This is a genomic window from Streptomyces tagetis (assembly GCF_018069565.1).
Lineage (GTDB): Bacteria > Actinomycetota > Actinomycetes > Streptomycetales > Streptomycetaceae > Streptomyces > Streptomyces tagetis.
The window spans coordinates 113367-133726 of sequence record NZ_JAGPNL010000008.1; the positions used below are offsets into that span (position 1 = coordinate 113367).

Below are 20360 nucleotides of genomic sequence, written 5' to 3' on the forward strand. Positions count from 1 at the left end.
CGGCCGGATCAGCGGGCGTAGTACTCGACGACGAGCTGCTCGTCGCAGATGACCGGGATCTCCTTGCGGTTGGGGTCCCGGTCCAGGCGGAAGGCCAGGGCCTTCAGGTTCACCTGGAGGTAGCGCGGGGTCTCGCCCTCGGGGGCGAAGCCGCCCTCACGGGCGATGGTGAAGAGCGTCTTCTCCTTGCTGCGCTCGCGGACCTGCACGACGTCGTCCGGGCGGACGCGGAAGGACGGCTTGTCGACCTTCTGGCCGTTGACCTGGATGTGGCCGTGGACGACCATCTGGCGGGCCTGGTAGATCGTGCGGGCGATGCCCGACCGCAGGACCAGCGCGTCGAGGCGGCGCTCCAGCTCGATGAGGAGGGCCTCACCGGTCTTCATGGTGGTCTTGGCGGCGCGCTCGTAGGCGCGGACGAGCTGGCGCTCGCTGATGTCGTACTGCGCGCGCAGACGCTGCTTCTCGAGCAGACGAACCTTGTAGTCCGAGTTCTGCTTGCGGCCGCGGCCGTGCTCGCCCGGCGGGTAGGGGCGGGCCTCGAAGTACTTGACGGCCTTCGGGGTCAGCGCGATACCGAGGGCACGCGACTTCTTGACCTTGGGGCGGGACTGGTTCGCCATGAACCGAACACCTCGTGTCTCTGTAATGAATACGGCTTCACCAGGGTTAAGGGAGGTCGCATCCGCAGTCGGGGAAACCCCGCGGGCCCTCATCGGGCCTGCCGGGCAGCCGTCCCCTGGTCTGGGCACATACGTGCAGCACGCGAGTGGCCCACCGACCGGTCCCGGAATCCCGGGTGGTGGTGGGCGGCCCGCGACACCGTTCGCCGGTGCGCGACGCTCCTGGATCGCCGCCTCCCTGGGGAGGCGGTTCTCCGGCTGGATGTCCCGTTCTGGTGGTGTCGGCTCCTCGACGGAGGCCGGACACGGGACGCAGCGCTCCGCAGGAGTCTACAGGGTGTCTACGGCCGCTTGCGACCGAGGTGGCCGCGGGTCCACTCCACCGCGTCCGCGTACCGCGCCTCGGCTCCGTGCCGGGTCGGCGTGTAGTAGGAGCGGTCCTTGAGGGCGTCCGGCGCGTACTGCTGGGCGGCGATGCCCTCGGGCAGATCGTGCGGGTACACGTACCCCTGGCCGTGGCCCAGCTTGCCCGCGCCCTGGTAGTGGCTGTCGCGCAGGTGGGCGGGGACGGGACCGGCGAGGCCCTTGCGGACGTCCTCCAGGGCGGCGCCGATGGCGGTGGTCGCGGAGTTGGACTTGGGGGCGAGGGCCAGGGCGATGGTGGCGTGGCTGAGGGTGAGGGCGGCCTCGGGGAAACCGATCAGGGCGACGGCCTGGGCGGCGGCGACGGCGATCTGGAGGGCGTTGGGGTCGGCGAGGCCGATGTCCTCGCTGGCGGAGATCATCAGGCGCCGGGCGATGAAGCGGGGGTCCTCGCCGGCCTCGATCATCCGGGCCAGGTAGTGCAGGGCGGCGTCCACGTCGGAGCCCCGGATGGACTTGATCAGGGCGCTGGCCACGTCGTAGTGCTGGTCGCCGTCGCGGTCGTACGTCACCGCGACCCGGTCGACGGTCTCCTCCAGCGTGGTCAGCGTGATCTCGGCCTCGCCCTTGTCCAGCGCGGCTCCGGCGGCGGCCTCCAGCGCGGTCAGCGCGCGGCGGGCGTCGCCGCCCGCGATGCGCAGCAGGTGCGCCTCGGTGTCCTCGGGCAGGGTGACGGCGCCGCCGAGACCGCGCTCGGCGGTGAGGGCGCGGCGCATGAGTCCGCGCAGGTCGTCGTCGGTGAGCGGTTCGAGGGTGAGCAGGAGGGAGCGGGAGAGCAGCGGGGAGATCACCGAGAAGTAGGGGTTCTCGGTGGTGGCGGCGATGAGGGTGACCCAGCGGTTCTCGACGGCCGGGAGGAGGGAGTCCTGCTGGGCCTTGCTGAAGCGGTGGATCTCGTCGAGGAAGAGGACGGTCTCCTTGCCGTACCCGCCGACGGCGCGGCGGGCGCCGTCGATGACCGTACGGACCTCCTTGACGCCCGCGGTGATCGCCGACAGCTCGACGAAGCGCTTGTTGGTGGCCTTGGAGACGACGTACGCCAGGGTGGTCTTGCCGGTGCCGGGCGGGCCCCAGAGGATCACCGAGGAGGGGCCGGCCGGGCCGGCGGCGCCTTCGCCGACCAGCCGGCGCAGCGGCGATCCGGGCTTGAGCAGGTGCTGCTGGCCCACCACCTCGTCGAGGGTGCGCGGGCGCATCCGGACGGCGAGCGGGCTGCCGGCCGGGTCCTTCTCCTGGCGTTCTTCTGCTGCGGCGGTGAACAGGTCGGGCTCCACGTCGGAAACCCTAGTTCACCGCACCGACAGCGCGACGGGGCCCGGTCAGGCGGTCCAGAAGTCCCACCAGCGGGTGAGGATCATCATGCCGACGATGCCGATGTGCAGCACCGGCAGGACCCAGGTGAACTCGCCGAGGAAGCCGCGCACGGCGGCCGGGGCGGGCAGGAAGCCCTTGCGGACGTTGAAGGAGGTCAGGTACCAGAACATGAGGATCGTGGCGACCCAGGCGAGGCAGCACCACAGGCAGAGCGCGTTGATCCGGTACAGGGACTCGAACTGGAGCCAGCTCACGAAGCCGACGCCGAAGAGGCAGCCGGCGTTGAAGGTGAGGTGGAACCAGCGCGGGAAGCGGGCCCCGGCGAGCAGGCTCATGCCGACGCAGATCACGATGCCGTAGGCGACCAGGCCCAGCATCGGGTTGGGGAAGCCGAAGACGCTCGCCTGGTCGCTCTCCATGACGCTGCCGCAGGAGACGACCGGGTTGAGGCTGCACCCGGGGGTGTAGGTGGTGCCGGCGACCTTGGCTTCCAGCAGCTTGAACTTGTCCAGGGTGATGACCCACGCGGCGAGCACCCCGGCCGCGCCCGTGAGCACCAGCAGCAGGGCGAAGGCCCGGCTGCCTCCCTCGGTGCGCGGGCGGGCGGTGTCGGGCTCCGGCGCGGCCGGCTCCCGGTCGGTGGAGGCGTCCCTCACTGTCGTCTTGCTCATCACGCCGATTCCGTCACTGGAGAGGAGAGCTGCTTCGGGCAGGGCCATTGTGCCGCATGGGCCTTTGCGGCCACTGTTCGATGAACATAAGAACGCACCGGTGAACGCCCTGGGGAGTCGGAATCCGGCCGACAGCCGTTCGCCGGGGGCACACGCGAGCGAACACGCGGGCCCCCGGGGACGGACGGCGGACCGAGGTCGGTCCTAGGCGAGCCGGGACTCCAGCTCCGCCACGACCTCGTTGACGCCGATCGGGGTCTGCTCGCCGGACTCCATGTCCTTGAGCTGGACGACCCCCTCGGCCAGGTCGCGTTCGCCGAGCACCAGCGTGTAGCGGGCGCCGGAGCGGTTGGCGGCCTTCATCGCGGCCTTGAGCCCCTTGCCGCCGTAGGCGAAGTCGGCGGCGACGCCGTTCTTGCGCAACTCGGTGACCTTGGCGAAGAGCACCCGGCGGGCCTCCTCGCCGAGCGGGACGGCGAAGACGGAGGTCGTGGCGGGCAGGTCCGGCGCGATGCCCTCCGCCTCCAGGGCGAGGACGGTGCGGTCGACGCCGAGGGCCCACCCCACGGAGGGCAGGGAGGGGCCCCCGATCATCTCGGAGAGCCCGTCGTACCGGCCGCCGCCGCCCACCGCCGACTGGGAGCCCAGCCCGTCGTGGACGAACTCGAAGGTGGTGCGCGTGTAGTAGTCCAGGCCGCGCACGAGCCGCGGGTCGTCCTCGAAGACCACTCCGGCCGCGGTGATCAGCTCGCGGACCTCCTCGTGGTACCGCTTGCAGGCGTCGCACAGGTAGTCGCGCAGCAGCGGCGCCCCGGCGAGCTGCTCCCGCACCTGGGGGCGCTTGTCGTCGAGGACGCGCAGCGGGTTGATGTCGGCCCGGCGCAGGGTGTCCTCGTCCAGGTCGAGCCCGCGCAGGAAGTCCTGGAGGGCCGAGCGGTAGACGGGGCGGCACTCCTGGTCGCCGAGGCTGTTGAGCAGGATGCGGAAGTTCCTGAGGCCCAGCGAGCGGTACGCCTGGTCGGCGAGGATGATCAGCTCGGCGTCGAGCGCCGGGTCCTCGGCGCCGATCGCCTCGGCGCCGACCTGGGAGAAGTGCCGGTAACGGCCCTTCTGCGGACGCTCGTAGCGGTAGTACGAGCCCGAGTACCAGAGCTTGACCGGCAGGTTGCCCTGCTTGTGCAGGCTGGCCTCCAGCGCGGCGCGCAGCACGGAGGCGGTGCCCTCGGGGCGCAGCGCCAGCCGGTCGCCGCCCTTGGTCTCGAAGGCGTACATCTCCTTGGTCACGATGTCGGTGGACTCGCCGACGCCGCGGGCGAACAGCTCGACGTTCTCGAAGCCGGGCGTCTCGACGTAGCCGTAGCCGGAGTCGCGCAGCGGCGCGGAGAACGCCTCCCGGACCGCCAGGTACGTGGCGGATTCCGGGGGAAGCAGGTCGTACGTGCCCTTGGGGGCCTTGAAGGTGCTCACGGAAGGTCTCTCGTCACATTCCTCGTCGGGGAGCCCCGGGGGCTCCCTGGCCGTCCGCCACCTGCCGCAGGTACGGGTTGGTGGCGCGTTCGCGGCCGATGGTCGTCTGGGGCCCGTGGCCGGACAGCACCACGGTCGAGTCGTCGAGCGGCAGGCACACGCGGGCCAGCGAGTCGAGCATCTCGGCCATGTCACCGCCGGGCAGGTCGGTGCGTCCGATGGAGCCGGCGAACAGCAGGTCGCCCGAGAAGAAGACCGGCGGGACGTCCGCCGCCTCGGGCAGGCCGAAGGTCACCGACCCCTTGGTATGGCCCGGCGCGTGGGCGACCGTCAGCTCCAGACCGGCCAGTTCCAGCCGGGCGCCGTCGGCCATCTCCCGGACGTCGTCCGGCTCGCCCACGGTCAGCTCCCCCATCAGCGGCATGCCGATGGACCGGCCGATCCCCTTCTCGGGGTCGCTCATCATGTACCGGTCCGCGGGGTGGATCCAGGCGGGTACGCCGTGCGCGCCGCAGACCGGGACGACCGAGGCCACATGGTCGATGTGGCCGTGGGTGAGGACGACGGCGACGGGCTTCAGCCGGTGCTTGGCGAGTGCCTCCTCGACGCCGGGAGCGGCCTGGTGGCCGGGGTCGATGATCACGCACTCCTCACCGGCGGCGGGGGCGACGACGTAACAGTTCGTCCCCCAGGCCCCGGCGGGGAACCCGGCAATGAGCACGTTCGTCCTTCGTTCGAGGTCGGTACGGGTGGCTTGCGGGCGGCCCTCGCCCGTGGTCAGAGCCTACCGGCGGTGCCGTTTCCTCAGCGAACCCATATACGGTACGGGGCTACACGCAGGCGGTCGGCGCGTCGCGCGCAGGCGGAGCGGCCGGCACCCGACGAGGCATGAGGGAGAGAACCCGGTGGTCAGCCAGGAGCAGCGGCGGCGTCAGCTCGCCCGGGAGAAGTTCTTGCGGCAGCAGCAGCGGCGGACCTCCGCCCGGCGCAAGTCGCGGGCGCGCAACGCGGCGATCGCGTCGGTGCTGGGAGTGGTGCTGATCGGCAGCGCCGCGCTGTACACGACCGGGGCCCTCAAGGGTGACGACAAGACCGCCGCGGGCGCCGAGGTCACGCCGAGCCCCGCCGAGACCAGCAAGGCGCCCGACCCGTGCGCGAAGCCCGCCGAGGGCGAGCCCACGACGCAGACCTGGGAGAAGGAACCGAAGCTGACCGTCGACAAGTCGGCCTCGTACACCATGAAGCTGGCGACGACCTGCGGTGACGTGGACATCGCGCTGAAGGCGTCGGCGGCCCCGCACACGGTCAACTCCTTCGACTTCCTGGCGTCCAAGGGCTACTTCGACCACACGCCCTGCCACCGCCTCACCACCGGCGGCATCTACGTGCTCCAGTGCGGCGACCCGACGGGCCAGGGCAACGGCGGCCCCGGCTACACCATCCCGGACGAGAACCTGAAGGACGAGAGCCTCAAGGGCGACGTGTACCCGGCGGGCACGGTGGCGATGGCCAACACCGGGCAGCCGGGCTCCGGCGGCAGCCAGTTCTTCCTGGTCTACCAGGACAGTCCGCTGCCCCCGAGCTACACGCCGTTCGGCACCGTCTCGGAGGCGGGCATGAAGGTGCTCAAGAAGATCTCCGACGCCGGTGAGAACACCGGAGCGGGCGACGGAGCACCGAACGCGACGGTCGTGATCGACAAGGCGACGGTCACGAAATCCTGATCCCCATCTGCGTAACTTCGGTCGCGCGGGATGCGGACAGGCCCCCCGCCGGTCGCCTATGTTGGCCGTGACGAAACTGTGGACGATGCCCGGGGGTAGCGAATCCCTCCGCAGGCATCATGTGGAGGAGGCGCTGTGAGCAGCGACCCGTGGGGCCGCGTCGACGAGACGGGGACCGTGTACGTGCGTACGGCCGACGGCGAGAAGGTCGTCGGTTCCTGGCAGGCGGGCTCCCCCGAGGAGGCGCTGGCCTATTTCGAACGCAAGTACGAGGGCCTGGTGGTCGAGATCGGCCTCCTCGAAAAGCGCGTGAAGACCACCGACCTCTCGGCGAAGGACGCCCTGGCCGCCGTGGACCACCTGCGCGAGCAGGTCGACGCGCACCACGCGGTCGGCGACCTCGACGCCCTCCGGGCCCGCCTGGACCGGCTCGTCGAACTGGTCGACAAGCGCCGCGAGGAGCGCCGGGTCCAGCGGGCCCGGCAGTCCGACGAGGCGCGCTCGGCCAAGGAGGCCCTGGTCACGGAGGCCGAGGAGCTGGCCCGTTCCGACCAGTGGCGAGCGGCCGGCGAGCGGCTGCGGGCGCTGGTGGACACCTGGAAGGGGCTGCCCCGGCTGGACCGCAAGTCCGACGACGAGCTGTGGCACCGCTTCTCGCACGCGCGCTCGGCGTTCTCCAAGCGGCGCAAGCAGCACTTCGCCCAGCTCGACGCGCAGCGCGAGGAGGCCCGCCAGATCAAGGAACGGCTGGTCTCCGAGGCCGAGGCGCTGTCCGGCTCGACGGACTGGGGTCCGACGGCGGCGCGCTACCGCGACCTGATGGCCGAGTGGAAGGCCGCGGGGCGTGCCCAGCGCGAGCACGAGGACGATCTGTGGAACCGCTTCCGCGGCGCCCAGGACGTCTTCTTCGCCGCCCGCGGCTCGGTCTTCGCCGAGCGTGACGCCGAGCAGGCGGAGAGCCTCAAGCTGAAGGAGGAGCTGGCCGAGGAGGCCGAGCGGCTGCTGCCGGTCACGGACCTCAAGGCGGCCCGCGCCGCGTTCCGCTCGGTCAACGAGCGCTGGGAGGCCATCGGCCACGTGCCGCGCGACGCCCGGCCGCGGGTCGAGGGCCGCATGCACGCCGTGGAGCGCGCCATCCAGCAGGCCGAGGAGGCCGAGTGGCGCCGGACCAACCCGGAGGCCCGCGCGCGGGCCGAGGGTCTGACCGGTCAGCTCCAGGCCGCCGTGGACAAGCTGCGCGGCCAGATCGAGCAGGCGCGCGCCCAGGGCAACAACGCCAAGGCCGACAAGCTGGAGCGCGAGCTGGAGAGCCGGCAGGCGCTGCTGGACCAGGCGCTCAAGGGGCTCCACGAGTTCGGCGGCTGATCCCGCGCCCCGGCGCGTACGCGAAGGGCTCCCGCACGGTGTGTGCGGGAGCCCTTTCCGTCTGTGCACGCGCCGTGCGCGCCGTGCGCGCCCGTCCCGTGTGCCTCGCGGCGCGCGGCGCTAGGAGGGCCTGCGCGCCGAGGTGACCCGGTACACGTCGTAGACGCCCTCCACGCCCCGTACGGCCTTCAGGACGTGTCCGAGGTGCTTGGGGTCGCCCATCTCGAAGGTGAAGCGGGAGGTGGCGACGCGGTCGCGGGAGGTCTGCACGGCCGCCGAGAGGATGTTGACGTGCTGGTCGGACAGGACCCGGGTGACGTCCGACAGCAGCCGGGAGCGGTCCAGCGCCTCGACCTGGATGGCGACCAGGAAGACCGAGGACTGGGTGGGCGCCCACTCGACCTCCAGGATGCGTTCCGGCTCGCGGGAGAGCGAGTCCACGTTCACGCAGTCGCTGCGGTGGACCGAGACGCCGCTGCCCCGGGTGACGAAGCCGATGATCGGGTCGCCGGGCACGGGCGTGCAGCAGCGGGCCAGCTTGACCCACACGTCCTCGACGCCCTTGACGACGACGCCCGGGTCGGCGCTGGTACGGCGCTTGCGCCCGCGTCCGCGGGCCGGCGGCACCGCCTCGTCGATCTCCTCGGTGGCCGCCTCCTCGCCGCCGAGCGCCTGGACCAGCTTCTGCACGATGTTCTGCGCGGAGACGTGGCCCTCGCCGATGGCGGCGTAGAGCGCGGAGATGTCCGAGTAGCGCATCTCGTGCGCCAGCGTGACCAGGGAGTCCCCGGTCAGGATGCGCTGGATCGGCAGGTTCTGCTTGCGCATGGCCCGCACGATGGCGTCCTTGCCCTGCTCGATCGCCTCGTCGCGGCGCTCCTTGGAGAACCAGGCCCGGATCTTGTTGCGGGCCCGCGGCGATTTGACGAAGCCGAGCCAGTCGCGGGAGGGGCCGGCGCCGGCCGCCTTGGAGGTGAAGACCTCGACCAGGTCGCCGTTGTCCAGGGTGGACTCCAGCGGGACCAGCCGGCCGTTGACCCGGGCCCCTATGGTGCGGTGGCCGACCTCGGTGTGGACGGCGTAGGCGAAGTCGACCGGCGTGGCCCCGGCCGGGAGCGCTATGACGTCTCCCTTGGGGGTGAAGACGAAGACCTCGTTGCGGGAGAGGTCGAAGCGCAGCGACTCCAGGAACTCCCCGGGGTCCTCGGTCTCCTTCTGCCAGTCCAGGAGCTGGCGCAGCCACGCCATGTCGTTGATGGCCGCGTTGTCCTTGCCCGCCTTGCCCGCCGGGGACTTGGGCACGTCGGTGCGGACCTTGGACGCCCCGGCGACCGCCTCCTGCTTGTACTTCCAGTGCGCGGCGATGCCGTACTCGGCGCGGCGGTGCATGTCGAAGGTGCGGATCTGCAACTCGACCGGCTTGCCGTTGGGCCCGATGACCGTCGTGTGCAGCGACTGGTACATGTTGAACTTGGGCATGGCGATGTAGTCCTTGAACCGCCCCGGAACCGGGTTCCAGCGGGCGTGGACCGTGCCCAGCGCCGCGTAGCAGTCACGGACGGTGTCCACCAGGACGCGGATGCCCACCAGGTCGTAGATCTCCGCGAAGTCCCGGCCGCGGACGATCATCTTCTGGTAGACGCTGTAGTAGTGCTTCGGGCGGCCGGTCACGGTCGCCTTGATGCGGGCCGCGCGCAGGTCCTGCTGGACCTCGTCGGTCACGATGGCGAGGTACTCGTCCCGCTTGGGGGCGCGCTCGGCGACCAGGCGGACGATCTCGTCGTACATCTTGGGGTAGAGGATCGCGAAGGCGAGGTCCTCCAGCTCCCACTTGATGGTGTTCATGCCCAGCCGGTGGGCGAGCGGCGCGTAGATCTCCAGGGTCTCGCGCGCCTTCTTCTCCTGCTTCTCGCGCTTGAGGTAGCGCATGGTGCGCATGTTGTGCAGGCGGTCGGCGAGCTTGATGACCAGGACCCGGGGGTCCTTGGCCATGGCGACGACCATCTTGCGCACCGTCTCGGCCTGCGCGGCCTCGCCGAACTTGACCTTGTCCAGCTTGGTGACGCCGTCGACGAGGAGGGCGACGGTGTCGCCGAAGTCGCGGCGCAGTTGTTCCAGGCCGTACTCGGTGTCCTCGACCGTGTCGTGCAGCAGCCCCGCCATGAGGGTGGCCGGGTCCATGCCCAGCTCGGCGAGGATGGTGGTCACCGCGAGCGGGTGCGTGATGTACGGGTCGCCGCTCTTGCGCTTCTGGCCCCGGTGCCAGCGCTCGGCGACCTGGTAGGCGCTCTCGATCTGGCGCAGCGTCGCCGTCTCGATCTTGGGATCGTTGCCCCGCACTATCCGCAGCAGCGGCTCCAGCACCGGGTTGTACGGGTTGGCGCGCTGGACGCCGAGGCGGGCGAGGCGGGCGCGGACGCGGTTGGAGGAGCCGGAGCGGGCGGACTGACCGGCGGGGGTGCGGACGACCGGGGCGTTCGCCGCGCGGCCGGGCGGGGCGGGCTTGGGCCGCGGCTGCTCGGCGGGCTTGTCGACCGGGGCGGCCGGGGCGTGCTGGATCGGCCCGCGGGTGTCGTTCTTCGCGTGCGGCGCGCTGGGCGCGGGCTTCGCCGCCGCCGCCGAGGCGGACTCGGGCTTGGCGGCGGTCAGTGGCTGGGCCTCGTCTGCCAAGAGGACTCCTCGTGCGCGATCCGGGTCCCCGGTCAGGCTCCGGAAGGCCCATGGTAGCGATCCCCGGCCCCAGGATCGCCTTCAGGCCACAGGGGGACCGTTCACCCCAGCACAACACCGGAGGCGGGCGCCGGATTCCTCCGGGGCCCGCCTCCGGCGGTGGTGCGGGGCTCAGACGGTGAGCAGCGACCTCAGCGGGGCCCCGGCCAGCGCGGGCTCCAGCTTGGCCCGGCCGCCGAGGAAGCCCAGCTCCATCAGTACGGCGAGGCCCGCGACCTGCGCTCCCGCCCGGCGGATGAGCCGGAGGGACGCCTCGGCGGTGCCGCCGGTGGCGAGGACGTCGTCGACGACCAGGACACGGTCGCCGGGGGTGAGGTCCTCGGCGTGCACCTCGATCTCGGCCGACCCGTACTCCAGGTCGTACGCCTGTCCGAGGGTGGCTCCGGGGAGCTTGCCCGCCTTGCGCACCGGGACGAAGCCGAGGCCGGCCCGCAGGGCGACGGGGGCGCCGAGGATGAAGCCCCGGGCCTCCAGTCCGACCACCTTGGTGGCGCCGACGCCCTCCGCGAACTCGGCGAGCGCGTCGGTGAGGGCCGCGAACGCCACCGGGTCCGCGAGCAGCGGGGTGATGTCCTTGAACACCACACCCGGCTCCGGGTGGTCGGGCACGTCACGGATGCGGCTGAGCAGCAGCCCCGTGATGTCGGTCAGCTCGGTCATCGGTGCCTTTCCGAGGGTCCGCCGCGGCCCCGGGTGCGGGTCGCGGACTGGTTGCGGGGCCCGACGACCGCCGCCGCCGCGCCCTCGTGTACGCCGTCGAACACCCCGTCGCCGGCGGACTCCCCGTTCTCCCCCCGGGCGGCGGCCTGCGCCCGTTTGGCGAGGACGCGCTTCCTGAGGGACTTCATCTGCGGCTCGCGCTCCTTGAGGTCGGCGACGAGCGGCGTGGCGATGAAGATCGAGGAGTACGCGCCTGCCGCGAGGCCGACGAACAGCGACAGGGAGATGTCGTTCAGCATACCGGCGCCGAGGACACCGCCTCCGATGAACAGCAGGCCGGCCACCGGCAGCAGGGCCACCACCGTGGTGTTGATCGAGCGGACCAGGGTGCCGTTGATCGAGCGGTTGGCGATCTCGGAGTAGGTCCAGCGGCTCTGCCTGGTGATGTCCTTCGTCTGTTCCTTGAGGCTGTCGAAGACGACGACGGTGTCGTAGAGCGAGTAGCCCAGGATGGTGAGCAGGCCGATCACGGTGCCCGGGGTGACCTCGAAGCCGACCAGGGCGTAGACGCCGGTGGTGATGGTGAGGTCGTGGACCAGGGCGACGAACGCGGCGACGGCCATCCGCCACTCGAAGGCGATCGCCAGGTAGATCACCACCAGGACCATGAAGATCGCCAGGCCCTTCCACGCCTTGTTGGCGATCTGCTCGCCCCAGCTCGGGCCCACCAGGTCGGCGTTGATGTGCTCCGCGTCGACCTTGAGGTCGGTGGCGAGGTCCCGCTTGATCGTGTCCGACGCGCCGGTGTCGATGCCGGCGATCTGGATGCGCAGGCTGCCGTCGCCGAGCTTCTGGACGATCGCGTCGTGCCCGGAGGCGTCCTCCGCGTAGCCCTCGGCCTGGGAGACGGAGGCGCTCATGTTCTTCGGGGTGGTGAAGACCGCGCCGCCCTGGAACTCGATGCCCATGTGCAGTCCGCGCACGGACAGGCCGAGGATCGCGGTGATGGTGATCAGGACGGAGAGTCCGTACCAGATCACGCGGTTCCTGACGAAGTCGTAGCCGATCTCCCCATGGTGGAGCCGGGCTCCGAGGGTGCCGAGTTTCGACATGCTCACGCCTCCTTCGTCGTGACGGGGGCGGAGGGGCGACGGCTCGCGCGCAGGGGCGGTTTCGCGCCGAGGGCCTTCGGATCGAGCCCGGACCAGCGGTGGCCACGGGCGAAGAACCGGCGGCGGGCCATCAGCGTGAGCAGCGGCTTGGTGAAGAGGAAGACCACGACCACGTCGAGCAGGGTGGTCAGCCCCAGCGTGAACGCGAAGCCCTGCACCTTGCCGACGGTGACCACGAAGAGCACGGCGGCGGCGAGGAACGACACGAAGTCGGAGACCAGGATGGTGCGCCGGGCGCGCGGCCAGCCCCGTTCGACGGCGGGGCGCAGCGAGCGGCCCTCCCGGATCTCGTCGCGGACCCGTTCGAAGAAGACGATGAACGAGTCCGCCGTGATCCCGATGGCGACGATGGCCCCGCACACGGCCGGCAGGTTCAGCGCGAAGCCGATGGTCGGTCCGAGCAGCGACATGATCGCGTACGTGAGGGAGGCGGAGACCATCAGCGAGGTGATCGCGATGAACGACAGGCCGCGGTAGTAGACCAGCAGGTAGAGGACGACCAGCGCGAGCCCGATGGCACCCGCGATCAGACCGGCGTGGAGCTGCTCACCGCCGAGCGCGGCGGTGACGGTGGTGACGCTGTCCTCCTTGAAGCTCAGCGGGAGCGCGCCGTAGGACAGCATGTTGGCGAGGCTCTGGGCCTCCTCCTGGCCGAACTGCCCGGAGATCTCCGCGTTGCCGCCGGTCAGGGCCTGGCTGACGTACGGGTCGGAGACGACCTCGTTGTCCAGGACGATGGCGAACTGGTTCTGCGGGGACTGGTTCTGCGCCAGCTTGCCGGTGATGTCCGCGAACTTCTTCGCGCCGCCGCCGGTGAAGTCCATCGTGACGGTCCAGCCCGCGGCGGTCTGCGTGTTGAAGACGGCCTGGGCCTTGTCCACGTCCGTGCCGTCGACGGCGGCGGGGCCGAGGATGTACTTCTGCCACTGGCCCCGGGCGTTGGTGCCGCAGGCCACGGTGGGGTCGGTGGGCAGGGCGCCCTCGCCGGCCTTGGCGCGCGCGGAGCCGTCGGTGCAGTCGAGCGCCGCGTACTGGGCCTGGAGCTTCTCGGAGACGCCGTCGCCGGCTCCGTCGGAGGCGCCGTCGGACGGTGCCGGGGAGGCGCCGCCGGAGGCGGTGGCGGAGGGGCTGGGGTCGGCCTTCAGCGCGTCGGTGACGGCGCGGCCCTGGGTGGTGGCGCTCGGGGAGGCGGCGGGGGTGTCCCCGGCCGTGTCGCCCGTGGCGCCTTGCGCCTTGTCGCCGGTGGTGTCCTGCGCCTTGTCGCCGGTGGCGTCCGCCGTCGGGGCTCCGGTGCCGTCGCCCGTCGCGTCACCGCTCGGGTCGGTGGCCTTGTGGGAGGCGCCGTCGGAGGCGTCGGGTGCGGGCGTGCCGGCCGCGTCGGGGCCGGACAGCTCGGTGGTGAGGACCGGGCGGAAGTAGAGCTTCGCGGTGGTGCCGACCTGCGCGCGGGCTTCCTCGGAGTTCATCCCCTTGGGGATGTTGACGATGATGTTCCGGGTGCCCTGGGTCTGGACTTCGGCCTCGGAGACGCCGAGGCCGTTGACACGGCGCTCCATGATCTCGACCGCGGTGTCCATGTTGGTCTTGTTGATCGCGGACTCCTGGCCCGGCTCGGAGACGGCCCGGAGCGTGATGCTCGTACCGCCCGCCAGGTCGATGCCGAGGCGCGGAGTCGTGTTCCCGGAGGCGATCATGCCTCCTGTGAGCGCCGCAATGACGATCACCATCAGGGCCAGCGAGCGTCCGGGCTTGCTCTGGACGCTCGCTTGCTTTCCCTTTTTGAGGGCTGCCACCTTGTCTTGACTCCCTTTCGGGCCGCGTCGCACCGCCGGGGCGGCATACCGGCGGCCATCGCGTGGTGGGTGGGGGGTCCGTGCGAACGACGCGGCGCGGGGGGCGCGGGCGGACCCGCGCACCCCGGGGCACGGCTACTTCGTCTCGGAACCGCCGTCGGTCTTCTTCGGCTGGTCGTCCACCGGGGCGGCGGCGTCCACCGTCTCGTCCGCCTTGGCGTCCGAGGGCTTGTCGGCCTTGGCGTCGGCGTCGGCCTTGGCGTCGGCCGGCTCGTCGGCCTTGGCGTCCGAGGGCTCGTCGGCCGGCTCCTTCTTGCCGAGGTCGACGGAGCGGTCGCCGGAGGCGTCCGCGTCGCTCTCGGTGAGGGAGGAGGCGTCGTCGGGGACGACGTGGGCGTCGTCCTTCAGGTCGTGCTCGATGCCGTGGACGATGCGGTTGTACTCGTCGTCGCTCAGGACGGCACCGATGGAGTTCTTGGCGAAGAGCAGCTCGACGCCCGGCCCGGCGTCGAGGAGGACCGTGTCCTCGCTCACCTCCTTGACCGTGGCGTACATGCCCCCGATGGTGCGGACACCGGAACCGGGCTGCATCTGGTTCCGCATGTCGACGGCCTGCTGCTGCTTCTTCTTCGCCGACCGGGTCATCAGGAACATGGCCCCGATGAGCACGATGAACGGGAGGAGGGTCACGAGACTCACGGGTCGGTACTTCCTTCACACGACCGCGATGGTGAGCGGCCTTGTCGGTTGGGGGTGTGGGCGCCGCCGGCAACGGTGGCATCGGCGGAGTCTAGGCGAGTCCGCGCGCAGGGAACAACGCTCAGCATGGCACCGGGGTTCCTGCTCAGGCCAATGTGCCGGTCGGGGCGGTGGCGTCACGCCCCGAACAGGTCCTGTTGTCCGGTTCCCCGCGCGGCGGCGCCCGGCGGGGTCAGGCCGAGGTGCGCCCAGGCGGCGGGGGTCGCCACCCGTCCCCTGGGCGTGCGGGCGAGCAGTCCCTCGCGGACGAGGAAGGGTTCGGCGACCTCCTCGACGGTCTCCCGCTCCTCCCCCACGGCCACCGCGAGGGTGGAGACGCCGACGGGCCCGCCACCGAACAGCTTGGTCAGGGCCTCCAGGACGGCGCGGTCGAGCCGGTCCAGCCCGCGGGCGTCGACCTCGTAGACCGCGAGGGCCGCCGCGGCGATCTCGCGGGTGACCACCCCGTCGGCCTTGACCTGGGCGTAGTCGCGGACCCGGCGCAGCAGGCGGTTGGAGATGCGGGGGGTGCCGCGGGAGCGGCCGGCGATCTCGGCGGCGCCCTCGGGGTCGATCTCGACGTCGAGGAGGCCGGCCGAGCGGTGCACCACCCGTTCCAGTTCGGCGGGGCCGTAGAACTCCATGTGGGCGGTGAAGCCGAAGCGGTCGCGCAGCGGGGGCGGCAGCAGTCCGGCGCGGGTGGTGGCGCCGACCAGGGTGAAGGGGGGCAGTTCGAGGGGGATGGCGGTGGCGCCGGGGCCCTTGCCGACGATGACGTCGACGCGGAAGTCCTCCATCGCCATGTAGAGCATCTCCTCGGCGGGCCGGGACATGCGGTGGATCTCGTCGAGGAAGAGGACCTCCCCCTCCTGGAGGGAGGAGAGGATCGCCGCGAGGTCGCCCGCGTGCTGGATGGCGGGGCCGGAGGTGATGCGGATGGGGGCGCCCATCTCGGCCGCGATGATCATCGAGAGGGTGGTCTTGCCGAGGCCGGGGGCGCCGGAGAGCAGGACGTGGTCGGCGGTGGCGCCGCGGGCGCGGGCGGCGCGCAGGACCAGGTCGAGCTGTTCGCGGACCTTCTCCTGGCCGATGAACTCGCCCAGGTCCTTGGGGCGCAGGGCCGCCTCCACGGCCTGGTCCTCGCCGTCGGCGGACGCGCCGACAAGGCGCTCGGCGGCGTCGGTGTCGGTCGTCTCGTCCCAGTTCATGCGGTGTGCCTCGGCTCTCGGTACGGACTATCGGGCGCGGTTCAGCGTCTGGAGGGCGGCCTTGAGCAACTGGCCCACGGGCGGTGTCCCGCCGGCCGCCTCGGCCTGGGGCGCCACGGCCGAGACCGCCTCGTCGGCCTCGCGGCTCGCGTAGCCGAGGCCGATGAGCGCGGCGTGGAGCTGGTCGCGCCAGCCGGCGGCGGGCGCCGCGAGGGCGGCGGAGGGGGAGCCGACCGGCTCGCCGAGGCGGTCCTTCAGTTCCAGGAGGAGCTTCTGCGCGCCCTTCTTGCCGATGCCGGGGACGGCGGTCAGGGCCTTCTCGTCACCGGTGGACAGGGCCCGGCGCAGCGCGTCGGGGGTGTGCACGGCGAGCATCGCCTGGGCGAGGCGGGGGCCGACGCCGCTGGCGGTCTGGAGGAGCTCGAAGACCTGGCGCTCGTCGTCGTCGGCGAAGCCATAGAGGGTGAGCGAGTCCTCGCGGACCACGAGGGAGGTGGCGAGCCTCGCGGCGGTGCCGACCCGGAGCCCGGCGAGGGTGCCCGGGGTGCACTGGACGGCCATGCCGACCCCGCCGACCTCCACCACCGCGGAGCCGGGGGCGAGGGCGGCGACGGTGCCGCTGACGAAGGCGATCATGACGTACGGCCTTTCGGTGCGGGCGGGACGCGGACCGCCCGGGAGGGGTGCGCGGCGTGCAGGGCGGCGGCCTGCCGGAGCCGGTTCTGGGCGGGGGCCCGCCAGATGTGGCAGATGGCGAGTGCGAGGGCGTCGGCGGCGTCGGCCGGCTTCGGCGGCGCGTCGAGCCGCAGCAGGCGGGTGACCATGGCGCCGACCTGGGCCTTGTCGGCGCGGCCGGAGCCGGTGACGGCGGCCTTGACCTCGCTGGGGGTGTGCAGGGCGACCGGGATGCCGCGGCGCGAGGCGCACAGGATGGCGACGGCGCTGGCCTGGGCGGTGCCCATCACGGTGCGGACGTTGTGCTGGCTGAAGACGCGCTCGACGGCGACGTACTGCGGCCGGTGCTCGTCGAGCCACTGCTCGATGCCCTGTTCCACGGCGACGAGGCGGTGACCGAGGTCGGCGTCGGCCGGGGTGCGGACGACGCCGACGCCGATCATGGTCAGCGGGCGGCCCGCGACGCCCTCGACGACGCCGACCCCGCAGCGGGTCAGCCCGGGGTCCACCCCCAGTACGCGCACGCGCGCCTCCCCTGCTTCACGGCTGCACCGCCGCCGCTCCCGCGGACCCGGCCGATCACCGTCGGGGCCGCCCGGTCGGCGGTCGCGGCCCGCGGCCGGTGATCTTTGACATGCGCCAGGCTATCGGGTGCCACCGACAACGCGGCGGGCCGACGGGGTGTGTTCCCGCCGGCCCGTCGACGCGGGGGACGCGCTACGCGTCGACCTTCTCCATGATCTCGTCGCTCACGTCGAAGTTGGCGAAGACGTTCTGGACGTCGTCGCTGTCCTCCAGGGCGTCGATCAGCTTGAAGATCTTCCGGGCGCCGTCCTCGTCCAGCTCGACCTGCATGGTCGGCACGAAGTGGGCGTCGGCCGACTCGTAGTCGATGCCGGCGTCCTGGAGGGCGGTGCGCACCGCGACCAGGTCGGTCGGCTCGCTGACCACCTCGAAGCTCTCCCCGAGGTCGTTGACCTCCTCGGCGCCCGCTTCCAGGACGGCGCCGAGGACGTCGTCCTCGCTCAGGCCCTCCGAGGGGACGATCACGACGCCCTTGCGGTTGAAGAGGTACGACACCGAGCCGGGGTCGGCCATGGAGCCGCCGTTGCGGGTCATCGCCACCCGGACGTCGGAGGCGGCGCGGTTGCGGTTGTCGGTGAGGCACTCGATGAGCACGGCGACGCCGTTCGGGCCGTACCCCTCGTACATGATCGTCTCGTACTCGGCGCCACCGGCTTCCAGGCCGGCGCCGCGCTTGAGCGCGGAGTCGATGTTCTTGTTGGGAACGGACTGCTTCTTCGCCTTCTGGATGGCGTCGTAGAGGGTGGGGTTGCCTTCGGGGTCGGCACCCCCCATGCGGGCCGCCACCTCGATGTTCTTGATGAGTTTTGCGAAGAGCTTTCCGCGCTTGGCGTCGACGACGGCCTTCTTGTGCTTCGTCGTGGCCCATTTGGAGTGGCCGGCCATCTGTCAGTCTCCTTCGCGTAACCCGTCTTCGTCCGAACGTCAGGAATCCTACAAGGACTCCACCGTCCGGTTTGCGCGCACCATGGCGGCGAAGAGGCGGTGGACGCGGTGGTCACCGGTGAGTTCCGGGTGGAAGGAGGTGGCCAGCGCGTTGCCCTGGCGGACCGCGACGATGTGGCCGTCGTGCTCGGCGAGGACCTCGGCGCCGGCCCCGGCGGACTCCACCCAGGGGGCGCGGATGAAGACGCCCGAGACCGGGCCGCCCGCGACGCCGCGCAGGTCGACGGCGGCCTCGAAGGACTCGTTCTGCCGGCCGAAGGCGTTGCGGCGCACGATCATGTCGATGCCGCCGACCGTCTGCTGTCCGGAGCGCGGGTCGAGGATCTTGTCGGCCAGCAGGATCATGCCGGCGCAGGTCCCGTAGACCGGCATGCCGGCGCGCACGCGGGCGCGCAGGGGCTCCATCAGCCCGAAGAGCACGGCCAGCCGGGAGATGGTGGTGGACTCGCCGCCGGGCAGCACCAGGCCGTCGACCGCGGCGAGTTCCCCGGGGCGCCGCACCTCCCTGGCCGCGGCGCCGGCCGCGGCCAGGGAGGCGAGGTGCTCCCGTACGTCGCCCTGGAGTGCCAGGACGCCGATGACGGGTGTCTCGCTCACGGGTGCTTACCAGCCGCGGTTGGCGTAGCGCTCGGTCTCGGGGAGGGTGTCGCAGTTGATGCCGACCATGGCCTCGCCCAGGTCGCGGGAGGCGTCGGCGATGACCTTCGGGTCGTCGTAGAAGGTGGTCGCCTTGACGATGGCGGCGGCGCGCTTGGCGGGGTCGCCGGACTTGAAGATGCCGGAGCCGACGAAGACGCCCTCGGCGCCGAGCTGGCGCATGAGCGCGGCGTCGGCGGGGGTGGCGACGCCTCCCGCGGAGAAGAGCACGACCGGGAGGCGGCCGAGCGCGGCGGTCTCCTTGACCAGCTCGTAGGGGGCGCGCAGGTCCTTGGCGGCGGCGTACAGCTCGTTGTTGTCGTAGCCGCGCAGGCGGGCGATCTCGTTCTTGATCTGGCGCAGGTGGCGGACGGCCTCGACGACGTTGCCGGTGCCGGCCTCGCCCTTGGAGCGGATCATCGCGGCGCCCTCGGCGATGCGGCGCAGGGCCTCGCCGAGGTTGGTGGCGCCGCAGACGAAGGGGGCGGTGAAGGCCCACTTGTCGGAGTGGTTGACCTCGTCGGCCGGGGTCAGCACCTCGGACTCGTCGATGTAGTCGACGCCGAGGGACTGGAGGACCTGGGCCTCGACGAAGTGGCCGATGCGGGACTTGGCCATCACGGGGATGGAGACCGCCTCGATGATGCCCTCGATCATGTCGGGGTCGGACATCCGGGCCACGCCGCCGTCCTTGCGGATGTCGGCGGGGACCCGCTCCAGGGCCATGACGGCGACGGCACCCGCGTCCTCGGCGATCTTCGCCTGCTCCGGGGTGACGACGTCCATGATCACGCCGCCCTTGAGCTGTTCGGCCATGCCGCGCTTCACGCGGGCGGTGCCGGTCTCGGTGGCCTGGTTGTCGGAGAACGAGTCGGACACGGGTACCTCGCTGAGGGGAAGTGGTCTGGTGCGACACGAGCAAACGCGACCCGACCAGTCCACAACAAGGGCCACCGGTCAGGCGGTGGCTCGTTTTCCCGGGCCGGGGGCGGCGCGGGACCCGTGCCCGCCCGGGGTGGACCGGGTTCAGGCGGCGCGGTCGACGAGGGCGGCGGGGGGCTCGTCGTCCATCTCGAAGGCCAGCGGGAAGGGCGCGTGTCCGGCCAGCCGGAACCAGCGCACCTTGCGGTGTTCGCGCAGGCGGCGGGCGGCGCCCACGGCGTCGTTGTGGAAGCGGCGGGCCATCGGGACCCGGCGGACCGCCTCGGCCAGTTCCCGGGTGGCCTCCTCTCCCCCGGGCGCCTCGCGGACGGCGTCGACCTGCGCCGGTTCCTCGAACACCGCCCGCAGCGCCTGGGTCAGCTCGCTCTCGGCGACCTCCCGGTGCTCCTCCTCGGCCTGCCGGGCCCCGTGCGCGGCCTCGTACAGGACGATGGAGGCGGCGGGGTCGAGGACGCCCGAGGTGGCCAGCTCCTGGGCGACGGAGGCCCGGCGCAGCAGTTGCGCGTCGAGCGCGGCGCGGGCGGCGTCGATCCGGGCGTGGAGCCGGTCCAGGCGGCCCGCCGTCCAGCTCAGGTACAGGCCGATCGCCACGAGGACGGCCAGGGTCCAGATCAGGGTTGCGGTCACGGGCGGCAAGGCTACCGGTGCGTCCCGGGGAGCCGGCCGGACGCCTCACGGGTCCCCCGGAG

At 71.8% G+C, this 20360-nt stretch carries 19 protein-coding genes; 2 read left to right on the top strand and 17 right to left on the bottom strand.

The annotated features are described in order from the left end of the window. Nucleotides 1–8: 8 nt before the first annotated feature. From rpsD to J5Y05_RS24865, 5 genes are all read right to left on the bottom strand, one after another. Nucleotides 9–623: a 30S ribosomal protein S4 gene (gene rpsD, locus J5Y05_RS24845; protein ID WP_210875307.1), complete on the bottom strand. Its 615-nt coding sequence runs from the start codon at nucleotides 621–623 to the stop codon at nucleotides 9–11. A gap of 341 nt (nucleotides 624–964) precedes the next feature. Beyond that, on the bottom strand, nucleotides 965–2320 hold the full coding sequence (locus tag J5Y05_RS24850) for a replication-associated recombination protein A (RefSeq protein WP_210875308.1): 1356 nt from the start codon (nucleotides 2318–2320) through the stop codon (nucleotides 965–967). A 45-nt stretch (nucleotides 2321–2365) separates the two neighbouring features. Beyond that, nucleotides 2366–3031, bottom strand: coding sequence for a vitamin K epoxide reductase family protein (locus tag J5Y05_RS24855; protein ID WP_210875309.1), 666 nt, complete (start codon nucleotides 3029–3031; stop codon nucleotides 2366–2368). Between the two features lie 204 nt (nucleotides 3032–3235). Then, a complete protein-coding gene (gene hisS / locus J5Y05_RS24860; RefSeq protein ID WP_210875310.1) occupies nucleotides 3236–4498 on the bottom strand; it encodes a histidine--tRNA ligase in 1263 nt (420 codons plus the stop codon). Nucleotides 4499–4511: 13 nt separating this feature from the next. Beyond that, on the bottom strand, nucleotides 4512–5219 hold the full coding sequence (locus J5Y05_RS24865; protein ID WP_210875311.1) for an MBL fold metallo-hydrolase: 708 nt from the start codon (nucleotides 5217–5219) through the stop codon (nucleotides 4512–4514). A gap of 184 nt (nucleotides 5220–5403) precedes the next feature. Between J5Y05_RS24865 and J5Y05_RS24870 the strand changes: the two genes are divergently transcribed. Together J5Y05_RS24870 and J5Y05_RS24875 are read left to right on the top strand one after the other, a co-directional pair. Next, nucleotides 5404–6222 (top strand): peptidylprolyl isomerase, encoded by an 819-nt coding sequence (locus tag J5Y05_RS24870; protein WP_210875312.1) that lies wholly within the window; start codon nucleotides 5404–5406, stop codon nucleotides 6220–6222. A 135-nt stretch (nucleotides 6223–6357) separates the two neighbouring features. Next, nucleotides 6358–7587, top strand: coding sequence for a DUF349 domain-containing protein (locus J5Y05_RS24875; protein WP_210875313.1), 1230 nt, complete (start codon nucleotides 6358–6360; stop codon nucleotides 7585–7587). A gap of 120 nt (nucleotides 7588–7707) precedes the next feature. On the opposite strand, the gene relA is transcribed toward J5Y05_RS24875, so the two are convergent. The 12 genes from relA to J5Y05_RS24935 all read right to left on the bottom strand — a co-directional run bounded on the left by relA (nucleotide 7708) and on the right by J5Y05_RS24935 (nucleotide 20298). Continuing rightward, on the bottom strand, nucleotides 7708–10257 hold the full coding sequence (gene relA / locus J5Y05_RS24880; RefSeq protein ID WP_210875314.1) for a GTP pyrophosphokinase: 2550 nt from the start codon (nucleotides 10255–10257) through the stop codon (nucleotides 7708–7710). A gap of 171 nt (nucleotides 10258–10428) precedes the next feature. Continuing rightward, nucleotides 10429–10977, bottom strand: coding sequence for an adenine phosphoribosyltransferase (locus tag J5Y05_RS24885; protein WP_210875315.1), 549 nt, complete (start codon nucleotides 10975–10977; stop codon nucleotides 10429–10431). Further along, complete coding sequence (gene secF, locus J5Y05_RS24890) at nucleotides 10974–12089, bottom strand: protein translocase subunit SecF (protein ID WP_210875532.1); 1116 nt, start codon at nucleotides 12087–12089, stop codon at nucleotides 10974–10976. The genes J5Y05_RS24885 and secF overlap by 4 nt, the downstream gene beginning before the upstream one ends. Nucleotides 12090–12091: 2 nt before the next feature. Next, nucleotides 12092–13942 (bottom strand): protein translocase subunit SecD, encoded by a 1851-nt coding sequence (secD, locus tag J5Y05_RS24895; RefSeq protein WP_210875316.1) that lies wholly within the window; start codon nucleotides 13940–13942, stop codon nucleotides 12092–12094. Nucleotides 13943–14077: 135 nt separating this feature from the next. Further along, on the bottom strand, nucleotides 14078–14641 hold the full coding sequence (gene yajC, locus J5Y05_RS24900) for a preprotein translocase subunit YajC (RefSeq protein WP_210875317.1): 564 nt from the start codon (nucleotides 14639–14641) through the stop codon (nucleotides 14078–14080). A 176-nt stretch (nucleotides 14642–14817) separates the two neighbouring features. Then, on the bottom strand, nucleotides 14818–15888 hold the full coding sequence (gene ruvB, locus J5Y05_RS24905; protein ID WP_210875318.1) for a Holliday junction branch migration DNA helicase RuvB: 1071 nt from the start codon (nucleotides 15886–15888) through the stop codon (nucleotides 14818–14820). Nucleotides 15889–15915: 27 nt separating this feature from the next. After that, complete coding sequence (gene ruvA, locus J5Y05_RS24910) at nucleotides 15916–16524, bottom strand: Holliday junction branch migration protein RuvA (protein WP_210875319.1); 609 nt, start codon at nucleotides 16522–16524, stop codon at nucleotides 15916–15918. After that, complete coding sequence (gene ruvC, locus J5Y05_RS24915; protein WP_210875320.1) at nucleotides 16521–17087, bottom strand: crossover junction endodeoxyribonuclease RuvC; 567 nt, start codon at nucleotides 17085–17087, stop codon at nucleotides 16521–16523. The genes ruvA and ruvC overlap by 4 nt, the downstream gene beginning before the upstream one ends. Before the next feature lie 193 nt (nucleotides 17088–17280). After that, nucleotides 17281–18033 (bottom strand): YebC/PmpR family DNA-binding transcriptional regulator, encoded by a 753-nt coding sequence (locus J5Y05_RS24920; RefSeq protein WP_210875321.1) that lies wholly within the window; start codon nucleotides 18031–18033, stop codon nucleotides 17281–17283. Between the two features lie 48 nt (nucleotides 18034–18081). Further along, the gene (gene pdxT / locus J5Y05_RS24925; RefSeq protein ID WP_210875322.1) at nucleotides 18082–18690 is read right to left on the bottom strand and encodes a pyridoxal 5'-phosphate synthase glutaminase subunit PdxT; all 609 of its coding nucleotides are present in this window, start codon (nucleotides 18688–18690) and stop codon (nucleotides 18082–18084) included. Between the two features lie 6 nt (nucleotides 18691–18696). Next, complete coding sequence (pdxS, locus tag J5Y05_RS24930) at nucleotides 18697–19608, bottom strand: pyridoxal 5'-phosphate synthase lyase subunit PdxS (protein ID WP_210875323.1); 912 nt, start codon at nucleotides 19606–19608, stop codon at nucleotides 18697–18699. A gap of 147 nt (nucleotides 19609–19755) precedes the next feature. Then, on the bottom strand, nucleotides 19756–20298 hold the full coding sequence (locus J5Y05_RS24935) for a LemA family protein (RefSeq protein ID WP_210875324.1): 543 nt from the start codon (nucleotides 20296–20298) through the stop codon (nucleotides 19756–19758). Nucleotides 20299–20360 lie beyond the last annotated feature (62 nt).

What these genes read in the sequence shown, in the direction of transcription:
- secF (WP_210875532.1), bottom strand. Translation starts at nt 12,089, where the DNA reads ATGTCGAAACTCGGCACCCTCGGAGCCCGGCTCCACCATGGGGAGATC.
- ruvA (WP_210875319.1), bottom strand. Translation starts at nt 16,524, where the DNA reads ATGATCGCCTTCGTCAGCGGCACCGTCGCCGCCCTCGCCCCCGGCTCC.
- ruvB (WP_210875318.1), bottom strand. Translation starts at nt 15,888, where the DNA reads ATGAACTGGGACGAGACGACCGACACCGACGCCGCCGAGCGCCTTGTC.
- J5Y05_RS24920 (WP_210875321.1), bottom strand. Translation starts at nt 18,033, where the DNA reads ATGGCCGGCCACTCCAAATGGGCCACGACGAAGCACAAGAAGGCCGTC.
- J5Y05_RS24885 (WP_210875315.1), bottom strand. Translation starts at nt 10,977, where the DNA reads ATGACCGAGCTGACCGACATCACGGGGCTGCTGCTCAGCCGCATCCGT.
- rpsD (WP_210875307.1), bottom strand. Translation starts at nt 623, where the DNA reads ATGGCGAACCAGTCCCGCCCCAAGGTCAAGAAGTCGCGTGCCCTCGGT.
- J5Y05_RS24855 (WP_210875309.1), bottom strand. Translation starts at nt 3,031, where the DNA reads ATGAGCAAGACGACAGTGAGGGACGCCTCCACCGACCGGGAGCCGGCC.